At 68.9% G+C, this 21,651-nt stretch carries 19 protein-coding genes; 4 read left to right on the forward strand and 15 right to left on the reverse strand.

All coding sequences use genetic code 11. The features are described from left to right. Window positions 1–8: 8 nt before the first annotated feature. From lpdA to gloB, 11 genes are all read right to left on the reverse strand, one after another. Window positions 9–1,409 (reverse strand): dihydrolipoyl dehydrogenase, encoded by a 1,401-nt coding sequence (lpdA, locus tag FVA80_RS11590; protein ID WP_147909296.1) that lies wholly within the window; start codon window positions 1,407–1,409, stop codon window positions 9–11. 67 nt (window positions 1,410–1,476) lie between these two features. Beyond that, window positions 1,477–2,238 carry an SDR family oxidoreductase gene (locus FVA80_RS11595; RefSeq protein WP_147909297.1) on the reverse strand — a complete coding sequence of 254 codons (762 nt, stop codon included), beginning with the start codon at window positions 2,236–2,238 and terminating at the stop codon, window positions 1,477–1,479. Next, on the reverse strand, window positions 2,235–2,549 hold the full coding sequence (locus FVA80_RS11600; RefSeq protein WP_147909298.1) for a DUF2442 domain-containing protein: 315 nt from the start codon (window positions 2,547–2,549) through the stop codon (window positions 2,235–2,237). The genes FVA80_RS11595 and FVA80_RS11600 overlap by 4 nt, the downstream gene beginning before the upstream one ends. Next, window positions 2,546–2,719, reverse strand: a complete 174-nt coding sequence (locus tag FVA80_RS11605; protein ID WP_246692374.1) for a DUF4160 domain-containing protein — start codon at window positions 2,717–2,719, stop codon at window positions 2,546–2,548. Before FVA80_RS11605 ends, FVA80_RS11600 begins: the two co-directional genes overlap by 4 nt. 134 nt (window positions 2,720–2,853) lie before the next feature. Next, window positions 2,854–4,194, reverse strand: a complete 1,341-nt coding sequence (odhB, locus tag FVA80_RS11610; protein ID WP_147957832.1) for a 2-oxoglutarate dehydrogenase complex dihydrolipoyllysine-residue succinyltransferase — start codon at window positions 4,192–4,194, stop codon at window positions 2,854–2,856. A gap of 97 nt (window positions 4,195–4,291) precedes the next feature. Further along, the gene (locus FVA80_RS11615; protein WP_147907337.1) at window positions 4,292–7,282 is read right to left on the reverse strand and encodes a 2-oxoglutarate dehydrogenase E1 component; all 2,991 of its coding nucleotides are present in this window, start codon (window positions 7,280–7,282) and stop codon (window positions 4,292–4,294) included. Between the two features lie 158 nt (window positions 7,283–7,440). After that, complete coding sequence (gene sucD / locus FVA80_RS11620) at window positions 7,441–8,325, reverse strand: succinate--CoA ligase subunit alpha (RefSeq protein ID WP_147907336.1); 885 nt, start codon at window positions 8,323–8,325, stop codon at window positions 7,441–7,443. 2 nt (window positions 8,326–8,327) lie between these two features. Beyond that, window positions 8,328–9,524, reverse strand: coding sequence for an ADP-forming succinate--CoA ligase subunit beta (gene sucC, locus FVA80_RS11625; RefSeq protein ID WP_147907335.1), 1,197 nt, complete (start codon window positions 9,522–9,524; stop codon window positions 8,328–8,330). 117 nt (window positions 9,525–9,641) lie between these two features. Next, window positions 9,642–10,604: a malate dehydrogenase gene (gene mdh, locus FVA80_RS11630; RefSeq protein ID WP_147907334.1), complete on the reverse strand. Its 963-nt coding sequence runs from the start codon at window positions 10,602–10,604 to the stop codon at window positions 9,642–9,644. Window positions 10,605–11,030: 426 nt separating this feature from the next. Next, window positions 11,031–11,648, reverse strand: coding sequence for a TetR family transcriptional regulator (locus FVA80_RS11635; protein ID WP_238261510.1), 618 nt, complete (start codon window positions 11,646–11,648; stop codon window positions 11,031–11,033). A 308-nt stretch (window positions 11,649–11,956) separates the two neighbouring features. Further along, entirely contained in the window at window positions 11,957–12,733 is a 777-nt protein-coding gene (gene gloB / locus FVA80_RS11640) for a hydroxyacylglutathione hydrolase (RefSeq protein WP_147907333.1), read from the reverse strand. A 179-nt stretch (window positions 12,734–12,912) separates the two neighbouring features. Here gloB and FVA80_RS11645 point away from each other — a divergent pair, with 179 nt between their 5' ends. Both FVA80_RS11645 and FVA80_RS11650 read left to right on the forward strand, forming a co-directional pair. Beyond that, the gene (locus FVA80_RS11645; protein ID WP_147907332.1) at window positions 12,913–13,647 is read left to right on the forward strand and encodes a methyltransferase domain-containing protein; all 735 of its coding nucleotides are present in this window, start codon (window positions 12,913–12,915) and stop codon (window positions 13,645–13,647) included. A 50-nt stretch (window positions 13,648–13,697) separates the two neighbouring features. Continuing rightward, window positions 13,698–14,414: a MarC family protein gene (locus tag FVA80_RS11650; protein ID WP_147907331.1), complete on the forward strand. Its 717-nt coding sequence runs from the start codon at window positions 13,698–13,700 to the stop codon at window positions 14,412–14,414. Window positions 14,415–14,422: 8 nt separating this feature from the next. Here FVA80_RS11650 and FVA80_RS11655 read toward each other — a convergent pair whose 3' ends face one another. After that, window positions 14,423–15,475 carry a hypothetical protein gene (locus tag FVA80_RS11655; protein ID WP_147907330.1) on the reverse strand — a complete coding sequence of 351 codons (1,053 nt, stop codon included), beginning with the start codon at window positions 15,473–15,475 and terminating at the stop codon, window positions 14,423–14,425. A gap of 989 nt (window positions 15,476–16,464) precedes the next feature. Here FVA80_RS11655 and FVA80_RS11660 point away from each other — a divergent pair. Continuing rightward, window positions 16,465–17,301 carry an ArsA-related P-loop ATPase gene (locus FVA80_RS11660; RefSeq protein ID WP_147907329.1) on the forward strand — a complete coding sequence of 279 codons (837 nt, stop codon included), beginning with the start codon at window positions 16,465–16,467 and terminating at the stop codon, window positions 17,299–17,301. Further along, entirely contained in the window at window positions 17,298–17,735 is a 438-nt protein-coding gene (locus FVA80_RS11665) for a hypothetical protein (RefSeq protein WP_147907328.1), read from the forward strand. Before FVA80_RS11660 ends, FVA80_RS11665 begins: the two co-directional genes overlap by 4 nt. A 159-nt stretch (window positions 17,736–17,894) precedes the next feature. On the opposite strand, the gene FVA80_RS11670 is transcribed toward FVA80_RS11665, so the two are convergent. The 3 genes from FVA80_RS11670 to FVA80_RS11680 form a co-directional block, all read right to left on the reverse strand. Further along, window positions 17,895–18,938 carry a cytochrome c peroxidase gene (locus tag FVA80_RS11670; protein ID WP_147907327.1) on the reverse strand — a complete coding sequence of 348 codons (1,044 nt, stop codon included), beginning with the start codon at window positions 18,936–18,938 and terminating at the stop codon, window positions 17,895–17,897. Window positions 18,939–19,083: 145 nt separating this feature from the next. Then, window positions 19,084–21,144 carry a penicillin-binding protein 1C gene (gene pbpC / locus FVA80_RS11675; RefSeq protein WP_187193650.1) on the reverse strand — a complete coding sequence of 687 codons (2,061 nt, stop codon included), beginning with the start codon at window positions 21,142–21,144 and terminating at the stop codon, window positions 19,084–19,086. 153 nt (window positions 21,145–21,297) lie between these two features. After that, on the reverse strand, window positions 21,298–21,576 hold the full coding sequence (locus FVA80_RS11680) for a hypothetical protein (protein ID WP_246692375.1): 279 nt from the start codon (window positions 21,574–21,576) through the stop codon (window positions 21,298–21,300). Between the last annotated feature and the right edge of the window lie 75 nt (window positions 21,577–21,651).

Here is a 21,651-nt window from a genome sequence, read left to right on the forward strand (position 1 = left end):
TGGACCGGTCAGACGTGGATGGCGCGCTTGGACACGGCCAGGGCTGCCTCCTTGACCGCCTCGGTCAGCGTGGGATGCGCGTGGCAGGTGCGGGCGATATCCTCGGACGAGGCGCCGAACTCCATCGCCACCGCGACCTCGGCGATCAGGTTGCCGGCATCCGCGCCCACGATGTGCACGCCGAGAACCCGGTCGGTCTGCGCGTCGGCCAGCACCTTGACGAACCCGTCCGTGGTGCCGTTCGCCTTGGCGCGGCCGTTGGCCGTGAACGGGAATTTGCCGACATTGTAGGCGATGCCGTCCTTGGTCAGCTCCTCCTCGGTCTTGCCGACCGAGGCCACCTCCGGGAACGTGTAGACCACGTTCGGGATAACGCCGTAATTGACGTGGCCTGACTGGCCGGCCAGCATCTCGGCGATGGCGACGCCCTCGTCCTCCGCCTTGTGGGCCAGCATCGGCCCCGCGATCACGTCGCCGATCGCGTAGATGCCCGTGACGTTGGTGGCGTAGTGGGAATCCGTGAGGATCCGGCCCTTGTCGTCGCGCTGCACGCCCACGGTGTCCAGCCCGAGACCCTCGGTGTAGGGCACCCGGCCGATCGCCACGAGGACCACGTCCGCCTGCACGGTCTCGGTCGCGCCGCCCGCTGCCGGCTCAACGCTGACGCTGGCGCCCTTCTTGCCGACCTCGACGCCGGTCACCTTGGTCGACAGCTTGAACTGGATGCCCTGCTTGGTCAGGATCCGCTGGAACTGCTTGCCGACCTCGCCGTCCATGCCGGGCAGCACCCGGTCGAGGTATTCCACCACGGTGACTTCGGCGCCGAGCCGGCGCCAGACCGAGCCCAGTTCCAGGCCGATCACCCCGGCGCCGATGACCAGGAGCTTCTTCGGCACCCGGTCGAGCTCCAAGGCGCCCGTGGAGGAGACCACGACCGTCTCGTCGATGGTCACGCCCGGAAGGCGCGTCACGTCGGATCCGGTGGCGATGACGATGCTCTTGGTCTCGAGCATCTGGTTGCCGCCATCCTCGGACACGACCTCGACCCGGCCGGCGCCCGCGATCCTGCCGGTGCCGTGGAAGGTGTCGACCTTGTTCTTCTTGAGCAGGAACTCGACGCCCTTGGTGTTGCCGGCGACGCCCTCAGCCTTGAAGCTCATCATCTTCTTGAGATCGAGCTTCACGCCGCTCACCTCGATGCCGAGATCGGCGAAATGCTTGGTCGCCTCCTCGAACGCCTCGGAGGCGTGCAGCAGTGCCTTCGACGGGATGCAGCCGACATTGAGGCAGGTACCGCCGTGGGTCGCCCGCTTCTCGACCACGGCGGTCCGCAGGCCGAGCTGCGCCGCGCGGATCGCGCAGACGTAGCCGCCTGGGCCGGTGCCGATGACGACGAGATCGTAGGACATGAGAGTTCGCTTCCGGTCGGTCATGCCGCCTGGGGCGGTCGAAGAGAAGAGAGGTGTCGGGGGCGGCTCAGCGGCCGCCGGCGACGTCGAGGATGGCACCCGTGGTGTAGGCGGCCTCCTCCGAGAGCAGCCACGCGATCGGCGCGGCGACCTCCTCGGCGGTGCCGGCGCGGCCCATCGGGACGGCGGGCCCGAGGCGTTCGACCCGGTCGGGCTCGCCGCCGCTGGCATGGATCTCGGTGGCGATGATGCCGGGCGCCACCGCGTTGACGCGGATGCCCTCTCCGGCGACCTCCCGGGCGAGCCCGGTGGTCAGCGAGTCGATCGCGCCCTTCGAGGCGGCGTAGTCGACGAACTGGCCGGGGCCACCGAGCCGGGCCGCGACGGAGGACAGGTTGACGATGGCGCCCCCTGCCCCGCCACGCTTGGTCGACATGCGCCGCACGGCCTCGCGGGCACACAGGAAGCTCCCGACCACGTTGGTGGTCATCATGCGCTGGAGCCGGGCCGCGCTCATGTCGGCCACGTCGGATTTCATATCGACCACGCCCGCGTTGTTCACGAGCGCCGCGAGCCGGCCGAGCCCGTCCGCGGCCTGGAACAGCGCCAGCACGTCGGCCTCGACGCCGACATCGCTGCGCACGGCCAGCGCCTTGCCGCCCTTGGCGGTGATCGCATCCACCACCGCCTGTGCCGCGGCCGTGTCCGACACGTAACTCAGGCATATCGCGTAGCCGCGCTCGGCGAGCAGCAACGATACCGCCCGACCGATGCCGCGGCTGCCGCCCGTGACGATGGCGACGTTGGGTCTGTTCATGGGCTCACTCATGCGGCTGCCGCGTGGGCCGACTCGTAGCGGCTCGCGAGAACCTCGACGATCTGGGTCTCGATCCGGATCCGTGCGGCGTCGGGGCAGAAACCGATCTCGCGCCCGACAGCGTCGAGTTTCCAGCCGAAGGTCCGTCCGTGATCGCCGACAGCGACGGTCCGGGAAAAGGCTTCGTCCTCGAGCGGCGCGAAGATGGCGCCCGTCGTAATGGAGTCCGAAAAGTCCAGAATGCCCGCGATGCCGTCAACGAACGTGACGCGGAGAGCCGGATAATGAAGAGGCTCCACGGAGGCGATCCGATGCGACGTCATTCGATCATTCCCCCGTTGTAGCGACCGGCCCGGATCTCTCGCCAGACATAGGAAACCTGTTCGCGGTTGGCATCCAGCCACGCCCGGATGTCCTTGTCCTTCGCACGCGGCAAAGCCCCGCTGAGGACTTCGCCCGTGATGATCGAATGCTTCGCCTCCTGGCCGGACAAGAATGCGTGCAGATGTGGCGGCAGATGATCGTTGAGACAGATCGTGATCCGAACGCCCTCGACGATGGCGATCGTCGGCCGCGATCAGCGAGACTTTCCAATCGAGGCCACGATCATTCCCCCGCCAAACCGGATCACAGGTCCAGCACGAGCCGGGCCGGATCCTCCAGCGCCTCCTTGACCCGCACCAGGAAGGTCACGGCCTCCTTACCGTCCACGATCCGGTGATCGTATGACAGTGCGAGGTACATCATCGGCCGCGCCTCGATCTTGCCGGCACGGACCACCGGGCGCTCCTCGATGCGGTGCATGCCGAGGATGCCCGATTGCGGGGCATTGAGGATCGGGGTCGACATCAGCGAGCCGTAGATGCCGCCGTTGGTGATCGTGAAGGTGCCGCCCTGCATGTCCTCGATGGACAGCTTGCCGTCGCGGGCCTTCTTGCCGAAGCCGGCGATCGTCTTCTCGACGCCGGCGATCGACAGGTCGTCGGCGTTGCGCACCACCGGCACGACCAGGCCCTTATCGGTACCGACCGCGATGCCGATGTGGTAATAGTTCTTGTAGACGAGGTCCTGCCCGTCGATCTCGGCATTGACCGCGGGCACGTCCTTGAGGGCGCCGATCACCGCCTTGGTGAAGAAGCCCATGAAGCCGAGCTTGGTGCCGTGCTTCTTCTCGAAGATGTCCTTGTATTGGCTGCGGAGCGCCATCACGGCCGACATGTCGACGTCGTTAAACGTCGTCAGCATCGCAGCAGTGTCCTGCGCGTCCTTGAGGCGGCGCGCGATGGTCTGGCGCAGCTTCGTCATGCGCACGCGCTCCTCGCGCGCGGCATCGTCCGGCGCCGAGGGCGCGCGCGGCGGGTCGGGCGGGCCTCCCTGGCGGGGGGCGGCCGGGGCCGGGCTCGGGCCCTTGGAGATCGCGCCGAGCATGTCGCCCTTGGTCACGCGGCCGTCCTTGCCGGAGCCGTTGATGCCGGAGGGATCGACGCCGCTCTCGCGGGCGAGCTTGGCCACCGCCGGGCCGTTGTCGCCGGTCGGGCGCTGGGAGGCCGGGGCTCCGGCGTCGCCGTGGTTGCCGTAGCCGGCGGACGATTCCCGGGCGGGCGCCTCGGTCTTCGCGGGGGCGGCCGGCTTCGGCGCCTCGCTGCGGCTCTCGGACTTGGTCTCGGCGGCCTCCTTCGGGGCCTCCTTGGCGGCGGCCTTCTTGCCGCCGCCGGAGGCCGCAGCCGCACCGGCCTCGACGATCGAGCCGAGCAGCGCGCCGGGCTCCACCGTCTCACCGTCCTTGACCAGGATCTCGCCGAGCTGGCCGGCCGCCGGAGCGTTGACCTCCAGGGTGACCTTGTCGGTCTCGAGCTCGACGATCGGCTCATCGACCGCGACCGTGTCGCCGGGCTTCTTGAACCAGCGGCCGATGGTGGCCTCGGTCACGGATTCGCCGAGCGTCGGGACGAGGATGTCGGTAGCCATGGTCTTTCGCACTTCCGGATCGGTTGGGCCGTGCCGGACGGCCTGGAATTGTTGAGGGCGGCGGCGCCCGGGCGGATGACCGCCGGGCTCCATAAAATCAGACCGCCAGCGCCTCGTTGAGGAACGCCTGGAGCTGGGCCTGGTGCTTGGACATCTGGCCCACGGCCGTGGACGCGGAGGCCGGACGGCCGACGTAGCGGGCGCGCTTCACCGCGGAGCCGGCCTGGCCGAGCACCCATTCGAGGTAGGGCTCGACGAAGGACCAGGCGCCCATGTTCTTGGGCTCCTCCTGGCACCAGACCACGTCCGCGTTGCGGAACCGGCCCATCTCGTTGGCGAGTGCCTTGAGCGGGAACGGGTAGAGCTGCTCGACGCGCATCAGGTAGACGTCGTTCAGGCCGCGCTTCTCGCGCTCCTCCAGCAGGTCGTAATAGACCTTGCCGGAGCACAGGACGACGCGGCGGATCTTGTCGTCGCGCACCAACTTGTTGGGCGCGCCCTCCTCCTCGGAATCGTCCCACAGGACGCGGTGGAAGGTCGAACCCTCGGCCAGCGCGTCGAGCGTCGAGACCGCCCGCTTGTGGCGCAGCAGCGACTTCGGCGTCATCAGCACCAGCGGCTTGCGGAAGTCCCGCTTCAGCTGCCGGCGCAGGATGTGGAAGTAGTTGGCCGGGGTGGTGACGTTGGCCACCTGCATGTTGTCCTCGGCGCAGGCCTGGAGGTAGCGCTCCAGGCGGGCGGAGGAGTGCTCGGGACCCTGGCCCTCGTAGCCGTGCGGCAGCAGCAGCACGAGGCCGGACATGCGCAGCCACTTGCGCTCGCCGCTCGCGATGAACTGGTCCATCACCACCTGGGCGCCGTTGGCGAAGTCGCCGAACTGCGCCTCCCACAGGACCAGGGCGTTCGGCTCGGCCAGCGAGTAGCCGTACTCGAAGCCGAGCACCGCCTCCTCGGAGAGCATCGAGTTGATGATCTCGATCGAGGCCTGGCCGTCGCGGATGGCGTTGAGCGGCGTGAAGCGCTGCTCGTTCTCCTGGTCGATCACAACGGCGTGGCGCTGCGAGAAGGTGCCGCGCTCGACGTCCTGGCCGGAGAGCCGGACCCGGTTGCCGTCGAGCAGCGTCGCCCCGAAGGCCAGGGCCTCGGCGGTCGCCCAGTCGATGCCGGCGCCGGTCTCCACCGCCTTGGCGCGGTTGTCCATGAACCGCTGGATGGTCCGGTGCAGGTGGAAGCCGGGGGGCGCCTGAGTGATCTTGCGGCCGATCTCCTGCAGGGTCTCGGCCGGCACCGCGGTGCGGCCGCGGCGCGGGTCGTCGACGTCCTCGTGCACGGCCTTGAAGCCGGACCAGCGGCCGTCGAGCCAGTCGGCCTTGTTGGCCTTGTAGTTGGTGGCGACGTCGAGCTCGCTGTCGAGCATCTGGCGGAACTCGGCCTTGCGGGCGTCCAGCGCCGGCTGGTCGAGGGTTCCGTTGTCCACGAGCCGGCGGCCGTAGGTCTCCAGCACCGAGGGATGCTTGCGGATCCGCTGGTACATCTTCGGCTGGGTGAAGGCCGGCTCGTCGCCCTCGTTGTGGCCGAAGCGGCGGTAGCACAGCATGTCGATCACGACCGGCTTGCCGAACTTCTGCCGGTACTCGACCGCCACCTTGGCCGCGAAGGTCACGGCCTCCGGGTCGTCGCCGTTGCAGTGGAAGATCGGCGCCTCGACCATCTTCGCTACGTCCGACGGATAAGGCGAGGAGCGGGAGAACCGCGGGTCGGTGGTGAAGCCGATCTGGTTGTTGATGATGAAGTGCACCGAGCCGCCGGTGCGGTGGCCCTTCAGCCCCGACAGGCCGAAGCACTCCGCGACCACGCCCTGCCCGGCGAAGGCGGCATCGCCGTGGATCAGCAGAGGCAGCACGCTGGCGCGCTGGATATGCGGCTTGGCCCATTGGTCCTGCTTGGCCCGGACCTTACCGAGCACCACCGGATCGACGATCTCGAGGTGGGACGGGTTGGCGGTAAGCGACAGGTGGACGTTGTTGCCGTCGAAGGCCCGGTCGGACGAGGCGCCCAGGTGGTACTTCACGTCGCCCGAGCCCTCGACCTCGGCCGGCGACGCGGAGCCGCCCTTGAACTCGTGGAACACCGCCCGGAACGGCTTCGCCATCACGTTGGTGAGCACGTTGAGCCGGCCCCGGTGCGCCATGCCGAGCACGATCTCGCGCACGCCGAGCGCGCCACCGCGCTTGATGATCTGCTCCAGCGCCGGAATCATCGACTCGCTGCCGTCGAGGCCGAAGCGCTTGGTCCCGGTGTACTTCAGGTCCAGGAACTTCTCGAAGCCCTCGGCCTCGATCAGCTTGTTGAGGATCGCCCGACGGCCTTCAGGCGTGAAGGAAATCTCCTTGTCCTTGCCCTCGATGCGCTCCTGGATCCACGCCTTCTCGGCGGGATCGGAGATGTGCATGAACTCGACGCCGAGCGTCTGGCAATAGGTCCGCTCAAGGATGTCGACGATCTCGCGGATCGTCCCGAACTGGAGGCCGAGCACGTTGTCGAGGAAGATCGGGCGATCCCAGTCGGCGTCTTCGGTGAAGCCGTAATGCTGCGGGTGCAGCTCCTCGTGGTCGCCGCGCGGGGCGAGGCCGAGCGGATCGAGCTTGGCATGCAGGTGGCCGCGCATCCGGTAGGAGCGGATCAGCATGATCGCCCGCACCGAATCCTTGGCCGCCTGCTCGACGGACACGCCCGTGGTGGCGGCGACGCTGTCGACCGGCTTGCCGGGCTTGGGCTCCTTGGCGTCCCGGGCGACGATCTTGTCGCCGATCGCCTTCTCGAGCGCGCCCCAATTGCCGTCGAGCGCCGAAACCAGTTCGCCATTCGCCGGCACCGGCCAGTTCGGCTTCTCCCAGGACGCGCCCGCGGCGTTCTTCTCGACGAGTGTCTCGTCCTCGCCCAGGCCCTTGAAGAAGGCCTGCCATTCCGGATCCACCGAGGCCGGGTTGCGGGCGTAGGCCGCCTGCAATTCCTCGATGTATGCGGCGTTGGCGCCGTAGAGGAACGAGGTTTCGAGAAGCGCTTCGTTCACGTCCTGGCGTGCCATGGTCCGTTCATCCTGTCGCGCGGGCAGGCCGGCTGCCCTGTCGGCGACCCGCTCGCAGTGCGGATCGCCCTGAAATTGACCCGGGGCGAAAGCGCGCCCCGACAAGGTCGATATGGGTGTCGCGGCCCTGCGCCGGCCGCAACGCTGGCGCGCTGGCCTCAGCCCTTGAGGACGTCGACGAGCGTCGAGCCGAGCCGGGCCGGCGACGGCGAGACACGGATGCCGGCCGCCTCCATGGCGGCAATCTTGTCCTCGGCGCCGCCCTTGCCGCCCGAGATGATCGCGCCGGCATGGCCCATGCGGCGGCCCGGAGGCGCCGTGCGTCCGGCGATGAAGCCGACCATCGGCTTCTTGCGCCCGCGCTTGGCTTCGTCCCGCAGGAACTGCGCAGCCTCCTCCTCGGCCGAGCCGCCGATCTCGCCGATCATCACGATCGACTCGGTCTTCGGGTCCGCCAGGAACAGCTCCAGTACGTCGATGAATTCGGTGCCCTTCACCGGGTCGCCGCCGATGCCCACGGCCGTGGTCTGGCCGAGGCCGGCGTTGGTGGTCTGGAACACGGCCTCGTAGGTCAGCGTGCCCGAGCGCGAGACGATGCCGACCGAGCCCTGGCGGAAGATGTTGGCCGGCATGATGCCGATCTTCGACTGGCCGGCTGTGACGATGCCGGGGCAGTTCGGGCCGACGAGGCGCGACTTCGACCCGGTCAGCGCCCGCTTCACCCGCACCATGTCGAGCACCGGGATGCCCTCCGTGATGCACACGATCAGCGGGATCTCGGCGGCGATCGCCTCGCAGATCGCGTCGGCGGCGCCGGGCGGCGGCACGTAGACCACCGAGGCGTCGGCGCCGGTGGCCTCGCGGGCTTCGGCGACCGTGTCGAACACGGGCAGGCCCAGATGGCTCGCGCCGCCCTTTCCGGGGCTGGTGCCGCCGACCATCTTGGTCCCGTACGCGATGGCCTGCTCGGAGTGGAAGGTCCCGTTCTTGCCGGTGAAACCCTGGCAGATGACCTTGGTGTTCGCGTCGATCATCACCGACATGATCAGGCTCCCTTCACGGCGGCGACGATCTTCTGGGCGGCGTCGTCGAGGTCGTCCGCCGGGATCACGTTTAGGCCGGAGCCCCGGATGATGTCCTTGCCCTCTTCGACGTTGGTGCCTTCCAGGCGCACCACCAGGGGCACCTGCAGGCCCACCGCCTTGACGGCGGCGATGACGCCGCGGGCGATGACGTCGCACTTCATGATCCCGCCGAAGATGTTGACGAGGATGCCCTTCACCTGCGGGTCGGCGGTGATGATCTTGAACGCCGCGGTCACCTTCTCCTCGGAGGCGCCGCCGCCGACGTCAAGGAAGTTGGCCGGGCTCTCGCCGTAGAGCTTGATGATGTCGAGGGTGGCCATGGCCAGACCGGCGCCGTTGACCATGCAGCCGATCGTGCCGTCCAGCGCGATGTAGGCGAGGTCGTATTTCGACGCCTCGATCTCCTTGGCGTCCTCCTCGGTCTCGTCCCGCAGCGCGACGATGTCGGCATGCTTGTAGAGCGCGTTCGAGTCGAACGAGATCTTGGCGTCGAGGCACTTGAGGTGGCCGTCGGCGGTGAGCACCAGCGGGTTGATCTCCAGCATGCTCATGTCCTTGGACACGAACGCCGCGTAGAGCTTCTCGGTGAGCGAGGCGGCTTCCTTGGCCTGGGCGCCGGAAAGGCCCAGCGCCTTGGCGACCGCGCGGCCGTGATGGGGCATCACGCCCGTGGCGGGATCGACCGGGATCGTGTGGATCTTCTCGGGCGTGTCGTGGGCGACCGCCTCGATGTCCATGCCGCCCTCGGTGGAGACCACGAAGGCCACGCCGCCGGTGGCGCGGTCGACCAGCATCGAGAGGTAGAACTCCTCGGCGATCTGGGCGCCCTCCTCGATATAGAGGCGGTTGACCTGCTTGCCGGCCGGCCCGGTCTGGATCGTCACCAGGGTCTGGCCGAGCATCTCGCCGGCGTAAAGCTTCACCTCGTCGATCGACTTGGTGACGCGCACGCCGCCCTTCGCACCCTCCGGGGCGCCTTTGAACGTGCCCTTGCCGCGGCCGCCCGCGTGAATCTGGCTCTTCACGACCCAGACCGGGCCGCCGAGCTCCTTGGCGGCGGCCTCGGCCTCCGACGGATCGAAGATCGGGACGCCGCGGGAGACCGGCAGGCCGAACTCCTTCAAGACGGCCTTGGCCTGGTATTCATGGATGTTCATCGGGACCTCATACGGAGGAGCGAGTAGGGGGTAGCGAATAGCGAGTAGCTTCTAGAGTGCGATAGGACCTCGGCTGGGTCACCAATCGCCAAACCCTATTCACTATTCGCCCCGTGATCAGGCGAGATTGCCGTCGACGCTCTTGCAGGCTTCGATCAGGCCGGTCACCGAGGCGACGGACTTCTCGAACATCGCCTTCTCGGCCGGGTCGAACGTGACTTCGAGGACGCGCTCCACGCCGCCAGCGCCGATGACGATCGGCACGCCGATGAACATGCCGGTCACGCCGTACTGGCCGTCCAGATAGGCGGCACAGGGCAGGACCCGCTTCTTGTCGCGCAGGTAGCTCTCGGCCATGGCGATGGCGGAGGAGGCCGGCGCGTAGAAGGCCGAGCCGGTCTTGAGCAGGTTGACGATCTCGCCGCCGCCCTTGCGGGTCCGCTCGACCATGGCGTCGAGCTTCTCCTGGGTGGTCCAGCCGAGCTTGACCAGATCCGTGAGCGGCACGCCCGCGACCGTCGAGTAGCGGGTGAGCGGCACCATGTCGTCGCCGTGGCCGCCCAGCACGAAGGCGGTGACGTCCTCGACCGAGACCTTGAATTCCTCGGCCAGGAAGTGGCGGAAGCGGGCCGAGTCGAGCACGCCGGCCATGCCGACGATCTTGTTGGTGGGGAGCCCCGAGAACTTCTGCAGGGCCCAGACCATCGCGTCGAGCGGGTTGGTGATGCAGATCACGAAGGCGTCCGGGGCGTAGGCCTTGATGCCCTCGCCCACCGCCTGCATGACCTTGAGGTTGATGCCGATCAGGTCGTCGCGGCTCATCCCGGGCTTGCGCGGCACGCCGGCGGTGACGATCACCACGTCGGCGCCCTTGATGGCTGCATAGTCGCTCGCGCCCGCGTAGGTCGCGTCGAAACCCTCGACCGGGGCGGCCTCGGCGATGTCGAGCGCCTTGCCCTGCGGCACGCCGTCGACGATGTCGAACAGCACCACGTCGCCGAGATCCTTCAGGCCAGCCAGGAGGGCCAGGGTGCCGCCGATTTGGCCGGCACCGATGAGCGCGATCTTGTTGCGAGCCATGTCGGATCAACCTCCGCTGCGTGTCATCTTCGGTGGGATCGGCGAGGCGCCGGGACCGTCCACTGGTCGGTGCCGGCGCGGGATTCGCCGCTCTGGAATCTGCGCGGTTGTGTGGCCGAAAAGCCTCGTCGCTTCAACCCGATGGACCGTTGCAGACTTGGCCGGGCTGGCCCGGGCCTGACGTGGAGGGCGCAAGCCCGGGCGACGAAACGCCAATGCGGCGAGGCTTTTAGGTGCACTGCACCCGGCCCCGCCGGTGCGGCAAAGCTCAGATAACAGATCCGAGATCCTGTCATTTCAGGAAATTCAGGGCCGTCGAACTCGCTGAGCCATAATGCACCATCATGGCCAAAAACGCGAAAGGCCCGGACGCGATGTCCGGGCCTTTCGAAGCGTTGTCGACCAACACTGGAGTGTGGTCCGTCCTCAGAGGATCCCAGACCGGAGGACCCGCTGGATCGCGTGGATGACCGCCCCGAATCGCGCCTCGATCAGGTCCCGCGGTACGTCGGCATCGTGCTGAATCGCCAGCGGATGCGTGAAGCGGTAGCTCGCATCGAAGATGTAGGCGATCGCCCGCTCCCGGTCCCGGGCCGAAAAGATGCCCGAGGTGATTCCCTCTTCGACCACCCGCTCGACGAGGCTCCGCAAACGGACCCGGTGCCGCCGGGCGATCGGCCGGGCCGACACCGTGGCGTCGAGATGGACCGCAAACAGGTTCGGCTCGTCGAACAGCGCGTCGCGCTGCACCGTGGCCAGGGCGGTGAGCAGCCGCTCGATCTTGTCGTCGGCCGGGTCGGGTGCGTCGGCGATGCCGGCGAGTCGGGCTTCGACCTCGCGCAGCCAGCGCCCTGCCACCGCATCGAGGAGCGCGTCCTTCGACGGGAAGTAGCGGTAGACGTTGGCGTGCGTCATGCCGGCTTCCGCCGCCACGGCCACCACCGTCACGCGCTTGGGCCCAAGGCGGGAGAGGTGTTCGGTGGCGATGCCGAGCAGCCGCACATCGGCCGCGACCGGCGCGCGGGGACGCGACGGGGTTGCCACCTCGCCGGTGTCGCGAAGCGCGTCACTGGCGGTCGTGTCGCTTGCAGGAATCTTGGTCTTTGCGCTGAGCGCCTCGTCCTTAGCCCCGTCGGATTCTGGCTTAAGGAACGGAAGCGGAAGGCGGGAGGTGGACAGGTGGTAGGGCGAGACGGACCCCCATCAGACCGGCGGAAGCGTCCCGGCGCTTCGCGTTGACGTTACGGCTTCCCCCCGGGAGCCCGTTGACTTAGCGGATTGGTACCGCTTGCACAGGGTATGGGTCAGTTCGGCTTGAGAACGCAACAAAATTTTCTTGGTTATCACCGCCTCTAGAAGCGGTCCTTCCACGCACGCAGTGCCACAAACACCGCTTCCGGATCTGTGCCGGCTCCGAGTTCGACTGATCTAGCCAGGGCAGGCAGGCTGCTGCGCAGGAACGGATTGGTCGCGCGCTCCGCGCCCATGGTCGAGGGAATCAGGAAGCGTCCTTCGGCCTTCGCACGGTCTGCCTCCACTTTGCGCGCCATCAGGTCGCGATTCTCCGGGTCCGCCGCCAGTGCGAAGCGGGCATTCGACAAGACGTAATCGTGGCCGCTGAAGACGCAGGTCTCGTCGGGCAGTTGCTCGAACCGGCGCAGGGAGCGCCACAAGGTCTCGGGCGGGCTCTCCATCACCCGGCCGCAGCCGAGGGTGAACAGCGTGTCGCCGGAGCAGACGAGGCCGGCCTCGGCGAACCAGTAGGTGACGTGGTCGGCGCAATGGCCGGGGGTCTCCCAGACCTGGGCCTTGAGCCCGCCGACCTGCACCGTGTCGCCCTCGCGGACCGTGATGTCCACCTCCGGCACCGCGCCGCCCGCCTTGGCGGGGGCCACCACCCGGGCTCCGGTCGCCCGCTTCACTGCCGGGATGCCCTCGATGTGATCGCCGTGCCGGTGGGTGACGAGGATGTCGGTCAGGCGCCAGCCGGTCTCGTCGAGGGCCTTCAGGACCGGGCCGGCCTCCGGCACGTCGATCGCCGCGCAGGCGCCGGTGGCCGGATCTCGGATCAGGACCCCGATATTGTCGCTGCGGCACAGGAAGGTTCGGATCTCGGTCTCGGCAGCCATCGGATTCCCTCTCCCGGGGCTGCGACACTGCACCGGCGCGTCGCAGCGCGAAACGTCAGCCGTGAACCGGCGGCAATCGAGCGGGTTCCTTCGCCGGGGGGATCGATGGCGCTTGCGGCGCGCATCGCGTCTCACCATTGAGGTTGATCATCGTCCCGGGCTCGGTGTCCTGTTCGTCCATGCGTCTCGACGTCAACGGCCTGCGCGCCTTCTATGCCAGCCCCCTGGGGGCCGAGACGCACCGCGTCGTCGCCCGCGCCCTTCACGGGTTCCTGGGTTCGGTCTCGGGCCTGCGGGTCCTCGGACTGGGCTACGCGACGCCGTATCTCGGGCCGATCCACTGCATCGCCGAGCGCACCCTGGCGTTCATGCCGGCGACGCAAGGGGTGGTGAACTGGCCCGGCACCGGCCGGTCCTGCACGGCTTTGGCCGACCCGACCATGATGCCGCTGCCCGAGGCCGCCATCGACCGGGTCGTCCTGGTCCACGCGCTCGAATCGGTGGAGAGCCCGACGGAACTGCTGCAGGAGGTCTGGCGCACTCTCACCCCGGGCGGCCGGATGATCCTGGTGGTGCCGAACCGGCGCGGCGTCTGGGCCCGGCGCGAGGCGACGCCGTTCGGCCACGGCCAGCCCTACAGCCGCTCGCAGCTCGGCCGGTTGATGCGGGACACGCTGTTCTCGCCCGAGGGCTGGGCCGAGACCCTGTACATGCCGCCGGTGCGCTCGCGGCTGATGCTGCGCACCGGTCCCGCCTGGGAGCGGCTTGGCTCAGGCTTGGCCCTGCCCTTCGCCGGCCTGCACGTGGTCCACGCGACCAAGCAGCTCTACCGACCGATCGCGGTCCAGCAGGTGCGCCGCGCCCGCCGCCTCGCCCCCGCGCGGGTGCTGGTGCCCGCGCCGTCGCCGGGCTGAAGAGCGATAGGCTGGTCGTCGGAGGCCTGTTGGGCTAGGCGGCGGCCCTGATGAGCATCGATTTCACAATCCAGCAGTTCCTGCTCGCCTTCTCGGGCCTGATCGCGATCGTGAACCCGATCGGCGGGGCCTTCATCTTCGCGCAGGTGACCACCGCCTACAGCCATGCCGAGCGGGTGCTGCTGTCGCGCAAGATCGGCGTCTATGCCGCCCTGGTGATGCTCGGCGCCCTCTGGGCCGGCACACCGATCCTCAACTTTTTCGGAGTGACCCTGGCGGCAATGCGGATCGCGGGCGGACTGGTGGTGATGTCCTCGGCCTGGACCCAGCTCAACCGCCCCGAGGCGCGCGAGGCCCGCAAGCAGGCCGAAGCGTCCGGCTCGAAGGACCGCGGGGCGACGACCCTGATCGAGGCGAGCCGCGACCCGGCGCCGGCGCCGTTGGCCGAGATCGCGTTCTTCCCGCTGACCCTGCCGTTCACCACCGGGCCCGGCACCATCGCGGTGGCGATCAGCTTGGGCGCGAACCGGCCCGCCGCCTACGCGGACCGGTTCGGCTTCTATCTCGGCGTCACCTTGGCGGCTCTCGTCGTGGCGCTCGCGGTGGCGCTGATCTACGCCTCGGCCGACCGGGTGGTGGCGTTGATCGGCCCGGCCCGGGCGCGGGTGACCGGCCGCCTGTTCGCGTTCCTGCTGCTCTGCGTCGGGACCCAGATCCTGATCACCGGCCTGACCGACGTGTTCGCGCCGCTCCTCGCAGCGCGCTGATCCGCGCCTCAGATCACCGGCAGGGTGTCGAGCCCGCCGAACAGGGCCGCGTGGCCCGCGTAGTAGAGGAAGAGGAAGAGCGCCAGGGCGGCCCCGTACCAGGCCGGCGCCAGCACCACGTGGCGGGCCCGGACCGCGATCCGGACATCGTCGGCGGCGATTGCCATCAGCACCACGATGATCCCGGAATGCCCGATCGCATCGACCTTGCCGAACTCGAACACCGCCGAGACGAAGATCGCGGCCAAAATGATCGCCGATGCGCGCCGCACCAGCGGGGTCCAGAGCAGCGCGAAGGCCAGGGTGAACTCGATGACGCCGGCTGCCTGCATGAACAGTTCCGGGGTGGCGCCGAGCGTCATCTGCGGCTTGGCAGCGATTAGCGGCGCAGTCCATTCCGGATAGGCCCACTTCTCGATCGACGCCCACATCAGCGTGATGGCGGCGGTCCAGCGCACGATGTCGAGCGGGCGCACGCCGAAGGGCGAGAGGTCCAGGCCGCGGCAGATCAGGTAGACGGCCACGCCCAGGAAGATCGGGTAGTCGGCCAAGTGGAAGACGCCGTATTGCGCCGTGGCGAAGCTGAACAGGAAGACGATGCCCAGGCCGGTGAGCGGCATGGTTCGGCGCCAGATCAGGCCGGCGGCCAGCGCGAGCTGGAACCACGGGATCCAGGCGACGTCGGTCTTGAGTTCGGGGGTGAGGATGATGCCACCGAGTTCCCAGAGCGAGACGAAGAAGAAACCCAGCGTGGCGCGGACCAGCAGCTCGGTGTCGGTCCGGACCCGGGAGGTCACACGATCCAGCGCGTTGAGCAGGGCGCCGCCCAGCGGCGTGCCCTCGGCCAGGCACCCGAACATCAGGCACACCAGAGCCAGGACGGTGAGTCCCTCGAAGTTGGCGCACAGCACCTGCTCGAGGCCCTGGGGCTGCCCGGCGACGTCGTAGGCGCAGAACCATTTGACGTGGGCCTGGGCCTCGCCGGTGGCCGCGAGGCTCGCGGCTCCGGCGGCGGTGAGAGCGTATCCGGCTGACGTGCGCTTTGTCTTGATTGGTAGCATCGGAGCCTCACCGGTGCATGTCGACACCGTGGTTACCGCTCTATTTAGATAGGTTAATAGGCTTCTCGCCAATGGTTTATTAACGAATATGAGTGGAAGGTTAACGCTGTGGATTTCAAGCGTTGCCGAGCCGCGCGCCGGTCCCGCGATGGCCTGATCCCGGATCCGGAAACGGCAAGCCATCCGCCGTCCTGAGCCTCACCGGCAACCGCAATCGTGTTTCGAGACGGGATCTGAGGACGCGCCACCAGCGGTGGCGTCCCAATACGCCTCGATGACCAAGATGTATCATCTGAGCATTTGGCGGTATTTAGCCTAAGATCCCGCGTATATTGATGTGTGCTAGATGTATATATTTGAATATATATGTATTTAAAATCGGAGATGATAGAATTTTATCGAAGAAAGAGACATTTTTTGCGAACGGAGTCTGAGAAATTGCGATCATACGTACGGATAAGCTGTCAACAGTTCGGATTATAGGCTTGCCTCTGGCGCCGCGCTGGGCGAACTCTCGCTCCTGCGCGACGCTGGCCAGACGACGAACTGACGCGGTCCCGCCGCGGCACCGGGCCGGCAACGGAGTGCGAGGCGTGACGAGGGCAAACATTTCGGGTCCCGACCTGTACGGCGCTATGCCACGGCGGGGCCACATCCGGTTCCGCCATCCCGCGTCCACTGCGCCACTGTGCGGGGATCGCCGGCCATCGGGCGGTGGGCGAGCGATCGGCCGATGCCTGGGCGGGCGTCCGGCTTGAGCGTGCCCGGCCCAAGCGCCCAAAATCGCGGCCCCGCTCTCCCGCCGTCGCGAGGCCCGTTCACCGCGTCCCGGTCGGCGATCGACCGTGCGCAGACAGGCGGCCCGGCTGCCCGCCGGACGAGCCCGGATCGACGATACCGACCCTGAAACCCCTGCAGGACCGTCCCGGCCCGGCGCAGCAGCGCCCGCGCGGACGCCGACCTGCGCCCTTCAACCCGAGGAGACTTTCATGACCGACGTCACGCAGCTCAAGGTTCCGGCCTGGTACACCCCGTCCGAGCTTCAGGACATCCAGCAGGATCTGCTCGGCCCAGGCAACACCAAGGTCCTGATCCTGTGCCTGGGCGGCAAGGGCGGCGTCGGCAAGACGACCATCGCGTTGCAGATCGCGGATCTCTGTGCCGAGGTCGGGCCGGTCCTTGCGGTCGACACCGACCCGGCCAACCGGCACTTCCACACGGCGCTGATGCGTGAGACCGACCCGGGCAGCCAGAGCTTCATGCCGCGCCGTCCGGGCGTGTCCTGCTTCCGGCAGCGCCTGCGGGCCGAGGATTCCACCGGCCGCGTCGATCCGACCCTGGTCCAGGACCTGATCGAGCGCGTGTCGGACGCCGCCGAGCGCTTCGTCGTGGTCGACTTCCCAGCGGGCGACACCGAGACGACCCGGCGCAGCACCGAGATCATCGTCGAGAGTTGCCGCGAGGAGAAGATCCGCCTCTGCGTGGTCGTGGCCGCCGGTGCCGTCGATCCCACCGCCCTCGACGTACTCCGGGAACTCCGTCCGCTGCTGCTCGAATGCGACCGGGCGATCCTCGCCAAGAACACCGCCCAGGCGACCAACTTCGATTATCTGGAAGCCTCCGACGTGGTGCGGCAGCTGCGGGCGCAACCGAACTTCCGCGCCACCGAGATCGAGCGGATCGGCGAGCGCCTGATCGAGGCGCTGCGGATCCAGCACACGACCTGGCTGGAACTGGCGACGACCGCGCCGATGCGCCTTCGCGTCGAGGGCCGGCGCCTGCGGCGCAACTTCCACACGGCCTGGCGCGAGGCCTTCCGTCCGTGAACAACCTCGAGCGGTTCTACCGGACGGTCCACGGCCGGGAGCTGCTGCCCTGGGAGCGGCAGCTCGCCGTGCGCGTCGCGGCCGCCCTCAACACCACCACAGACGACGATTTCGTCGTCCACCTGCTGCTGCTCTACAACGCCACCCACGTCATCAGCGAGATGCACAACGAGCTGGTCGCCGCGCGGGACGCCTTGTTCCATAGCAACCGGGACCTCGCCCAGGACCTGTCGGTCGAAGTACGGCGCAACACCCGCACGGTCTACATCCTGCTCGGCGTGCTGGCGGCGAGCCTGCTGGGCAGCGTGTGGATCATCGTCAGCCTCGCGAACCTCTCCCATCGCTACGCGGTCATCGAGGCTCGCGTCGGCGTCGCGCCTGAAGCGACCGAGCGGCGCGCGATCGGAGCGCCGCAGCCGGGGCTGGCGCGCTGACGGTCGCCGTCGCGAGCCTATCGGGGCTCGGTGTTGGGCGGCAGACAACGCGATGCGTCTCCGCGGCTTGGATGTTGCCGTCGTGCCAAAGCAACCCGCTCGTCGTTCCGGGCTCGCCTGCGGCGCCCTGGAATGACGCGGTGATCTGCGCTGCCGCCGTCACGGCGCCGGGACCGCGGTGGTGAATGATGCCGTCGTCAGGTCGGGGGCCGCCTCGGTCGAGAGCGTCTTGAGGAACGCCAGCAGGTCCGCGCGTTCCGTCGCGCTGAGATGGAGCGGCTTGATTGCCCGGGAGCGGCTCGGGCGCTCGATCCCACCGCGGTCGTAGAGGTCGATCACCGCCTCCAGGGTCGCCAACGAGCCGTCGTGCATGTAGGGGGCCCGGCGGCCGATCTCCCGCAGGGTCGGGGTCTTGAAGGCATAGCGCAGGGCGACCGATGTGGGCTTGAAGCGGCCCCGGCCGATATCGTTGCCGGTGCCGACTCCGATGTCGTGGAACGAGTTGTCGGTGAACGACCAGCCGGAATGGCAGCCGGCACAATCGGCCCGGCCGTTGAACAGGTCGAAGCCGCGCTTAGCCGGCTCGCCAATGGCGGCCTCGTCGCCGGCGATCCAGCGGTCGAACGGGCTCGTCCCGGTCACGATCAGGCGCTCGAACGTCGCCAGCGCCGCCTCCAGCCGGTCCCGGGTGATGGCGGGATCGTTGAATGCGGTGGCGAAGGCGACCGCGTAGCTCGAGTCGGCGGACAGCCGGGCGAGCGCATCGGCCATCGGCAGGTTCATGTTGGACGGCGAGATCATTGGCATCGCCGCGACGGATTCGAGGGTCTTGAACTTTCCGTCCCAGCCCATCGGGCCGTCCTGCCAGGCGATGTTGATCAGCGTCGGCGTGCGCAGGTCCATGTCGCCCTGCATCCGCGTCGCGGCGCGGGCGCGCCCGTCACCCCAGCCGAGATCGGGGAGATGACAGGTGGCGCAGGCCCGGGTGCCATCGCCGGACAGGATCGGATCGAAGAACAGGCGCCGGCCCAGGTCGGCCTTGGCGGCCGAGTAGGGGTTCTCGTCCGGGAACGGGATCTCGGCAGGCGGCCGATAGGTCTCGCGCCAGCCGGCCCGGCGCGGATCAGCACCGCCGCCGAGTCCAGCCGTCACACCCACCAACCCGAGAAGCCCCGCGATCGCGGCGCCGACCTTCCAAGCCATCACCGACCTCACTGGCCAGCATTAGGCCGGTATTCGTTGATGACCGATGAATCTTCGTATGAAGACTGACATTGGTGGCCGTATTAGCCCGCACATAATGTCGCGTCCCGGCGCCTCTGATCGTCGGCAACGCTGAGGCGGCACTTCACTCCAGGCGGATGGAGACGCTGTCGCTCGCTCCGGTGGCGTCGAGAACCGAGATCCGCGCGAATCCGGCGCCGTTCGGGATCCACGCGGCCTGCCGGCGGGGTGTCTGGGCCACCGGCTGGCCGTCGACCAGCCAGGTCAGCGGCGGGACGCCGCCGAGGGCCTTGAGGGCGAGGCTGGGACCTCCGTCCCCATGCCCGGCCGGATCGGCCGCGAGGCCAAGATCGATCCGGGCCCCGTCCGGGGGATAGGCGATCTTGAGGGAGGGGCCGGCCGTCTCCGCCCCGTCGCGGCGCAGGCGCCGGAGCGGCGGCGGCAAGCCGCCGGCCTCGGTGGCGCTCAGGGCGTTGCGGGGCTGCGGGACCGGCTCGGGCTCGATCCCGAGGCGCGCGAAGGCATCGAACAGGATCGGGGCCGCGGCAACCCGCCCGACGAGGCCGGGGACCGCGGCACCGTCGGGCCGCCCGATCCAGACCGCCACGGTGACGTGCCGGTCGAACCCCGCCGCCCAGGCGTCGCGATAGCCGAACGACGTGCCGGTCTTGTAGGCGATGCGGCTCGACAGCGCGTTCTCCGGCGGCGGCGTCCCGCGCAGGATGTCGGCGACGTACCACGCCGCGACCGGCTCCGTGACCCGGCGCTCCGTGCCCGCTCCGGCGGCTCCCCCGGCCCGGCGCAGGATGTCGGGCACTCCGCCGCCCCGGGCGAGGCCGGCATAGAGCCGGGCGAGGTCGGTGAGCGTGATGCCGAGGCCGCCCAGCGCCACCGGCAGGCCCGGGGCGGCCTCGCGGGGCAGCTGTATCCCGGCGCCGGCCGCCCGCAGCCGGGCGATGAAGCGTGCGGGCCCGACGGCCTCCATCAGCGCCACCGCGGGCACGTTCAGCGAGAGCTGCAGGGCGCGCCGCGCCGTGACCGTGCCCTGGAAGGTCAGGTCGAAGTTCTCGGGCGCATAGCTGGCGGAGAACCGGGCCGGGCGGTCTTCCAGCAACGTCTCGGGATGAGCGAGGCCGTCCTCGAAGGCCATGGCGTAGATGAACGGCTTCAGTGCCGAGCCCGGCGAGCGCACCGCCAGGGTCATATCGATCGCGCCCCGACGGCTCGGATCCAGGTAGCCGGGGCTGCCGACCTGGGCCAGCACGCGGCCGTCGCGGTTGTCCAGCACGACGATGGCCGCCGAGAGGGCCGGTCCGGTCGCGGCGACACGCTCGGCGGCCAGGTCCTCGAGGCGCGCCTGCAGCCGCCCGTCGATGGACAGGCGGATCACCGCCGTCCCGGGCTCGGCCGCGACCGCCTCCTCGGCGGCGTGGGCGGCCAGCATCGGGAACGGCTTCCGCCCGGTCGGGACCGGCTCTGCCTTGGCGGCAGCGGCCTCGGCCACGCTGATCAGCCCGCGCCCGGCCACCCGATCGAGCACCCTGTCGCGGGCGGCCCGGGCGCGGCCCGGGAAGCGGTCCGGCCGGCGGGTCTCTGGGGATTGTGGCAGGGCGACGAGCAAGGCCGCCTGCGCCGCCGTCAGCCGCGCCGGCTCGCGCCCGAAATAGGCCAGGCTCGCCGCCCGGACGCCCTCGAGCGGGCCACCATAGGGGGCGAGCGCCAGGTAGAGGTCGAGCAACGCGGCCTTGCCAAGCTGTTGCTCCAGCGTCACAGCCCGCACCATCTGACGGACCTTGGCCTCCAGCGAGCGCCCGTGGCGCGGCTCGACCAGGCGGGCGACCTGCATCGACAGGGTCGAGCCGCCCGACAGGATCCGGCCATGCCCCAGCCATTGACCGGCGGCGCGCAGGATCGCCATCGAGTCGACGCCGGGATGGGTCTCGAAGCGCCGATCCTCGTAGGCCAGCAGCATCGCCCGGTAGCGCGGATCAACGGTCGCCGCTCTGGCCGGAAGCCGCCAGCGGCCGTCCGCGGTGGCGAAGGGGCGCAGCAGCGTGTCGGACCGGTCGAGCACCACGGTCGAGCGCGCCGAGGCCGCCGCCAGGTCGAGGGGCGGCAGCGAAGCGGCGTAGCACCAGACCAGCCCGGCGCCGGCCAAGACCAGCACGACCAGAAGTGCCGCCATCGCGAGGCCCGCGCGGGCCGCGCGGCGAAGCCTGGACGCCGCGGCCGCGCCGGGATCAGGCCCATGGTGCGGCACGCATCCTCCAGATCCCGGGTCTGCCAGGGCGCACAGATTCAACGATCCGCCGCGGCAGGCAAGGCCCGGGGCGGCGGTTCAGCCGATGCCGACGCCGCGCAGGTCCGGGAAAGCCGGCCGGCTCGCCTGGGCCAGGTGGATCGGGAACGGCACGACGTTGGACGACAGCATTGCAGGCGCGATCTCGGTGCTCGGCGGCGCGGGCTTGCGCGCCTTGCCGGGCTTCGCCCAGCGTTCGAGACGCTTGAAGTAGGCCCGCCGAGTCAGCCAGATCGGAAATCGCCTGCCCTTTTGCATGATCAACCCCTCGTCGACACACGCGCGAATCGCGGAATTCAGTCCCTGAATCTCGATCACTCAAGATTGATCGAATCATGACTGTATTCGTGATACCATGCTAACGCGATGCCGCCCGCATCCCCCGTTTGGGGG

Source organism: Methylobacterium sp. WL1, from assembly GCF_008000895.1.
Taxonomy (GTDB): Bacteria; Pseudomonadota; Alphaproteobacteria; order Rhizobiales; family Beijerinckiaceae; genus Methylobacterium.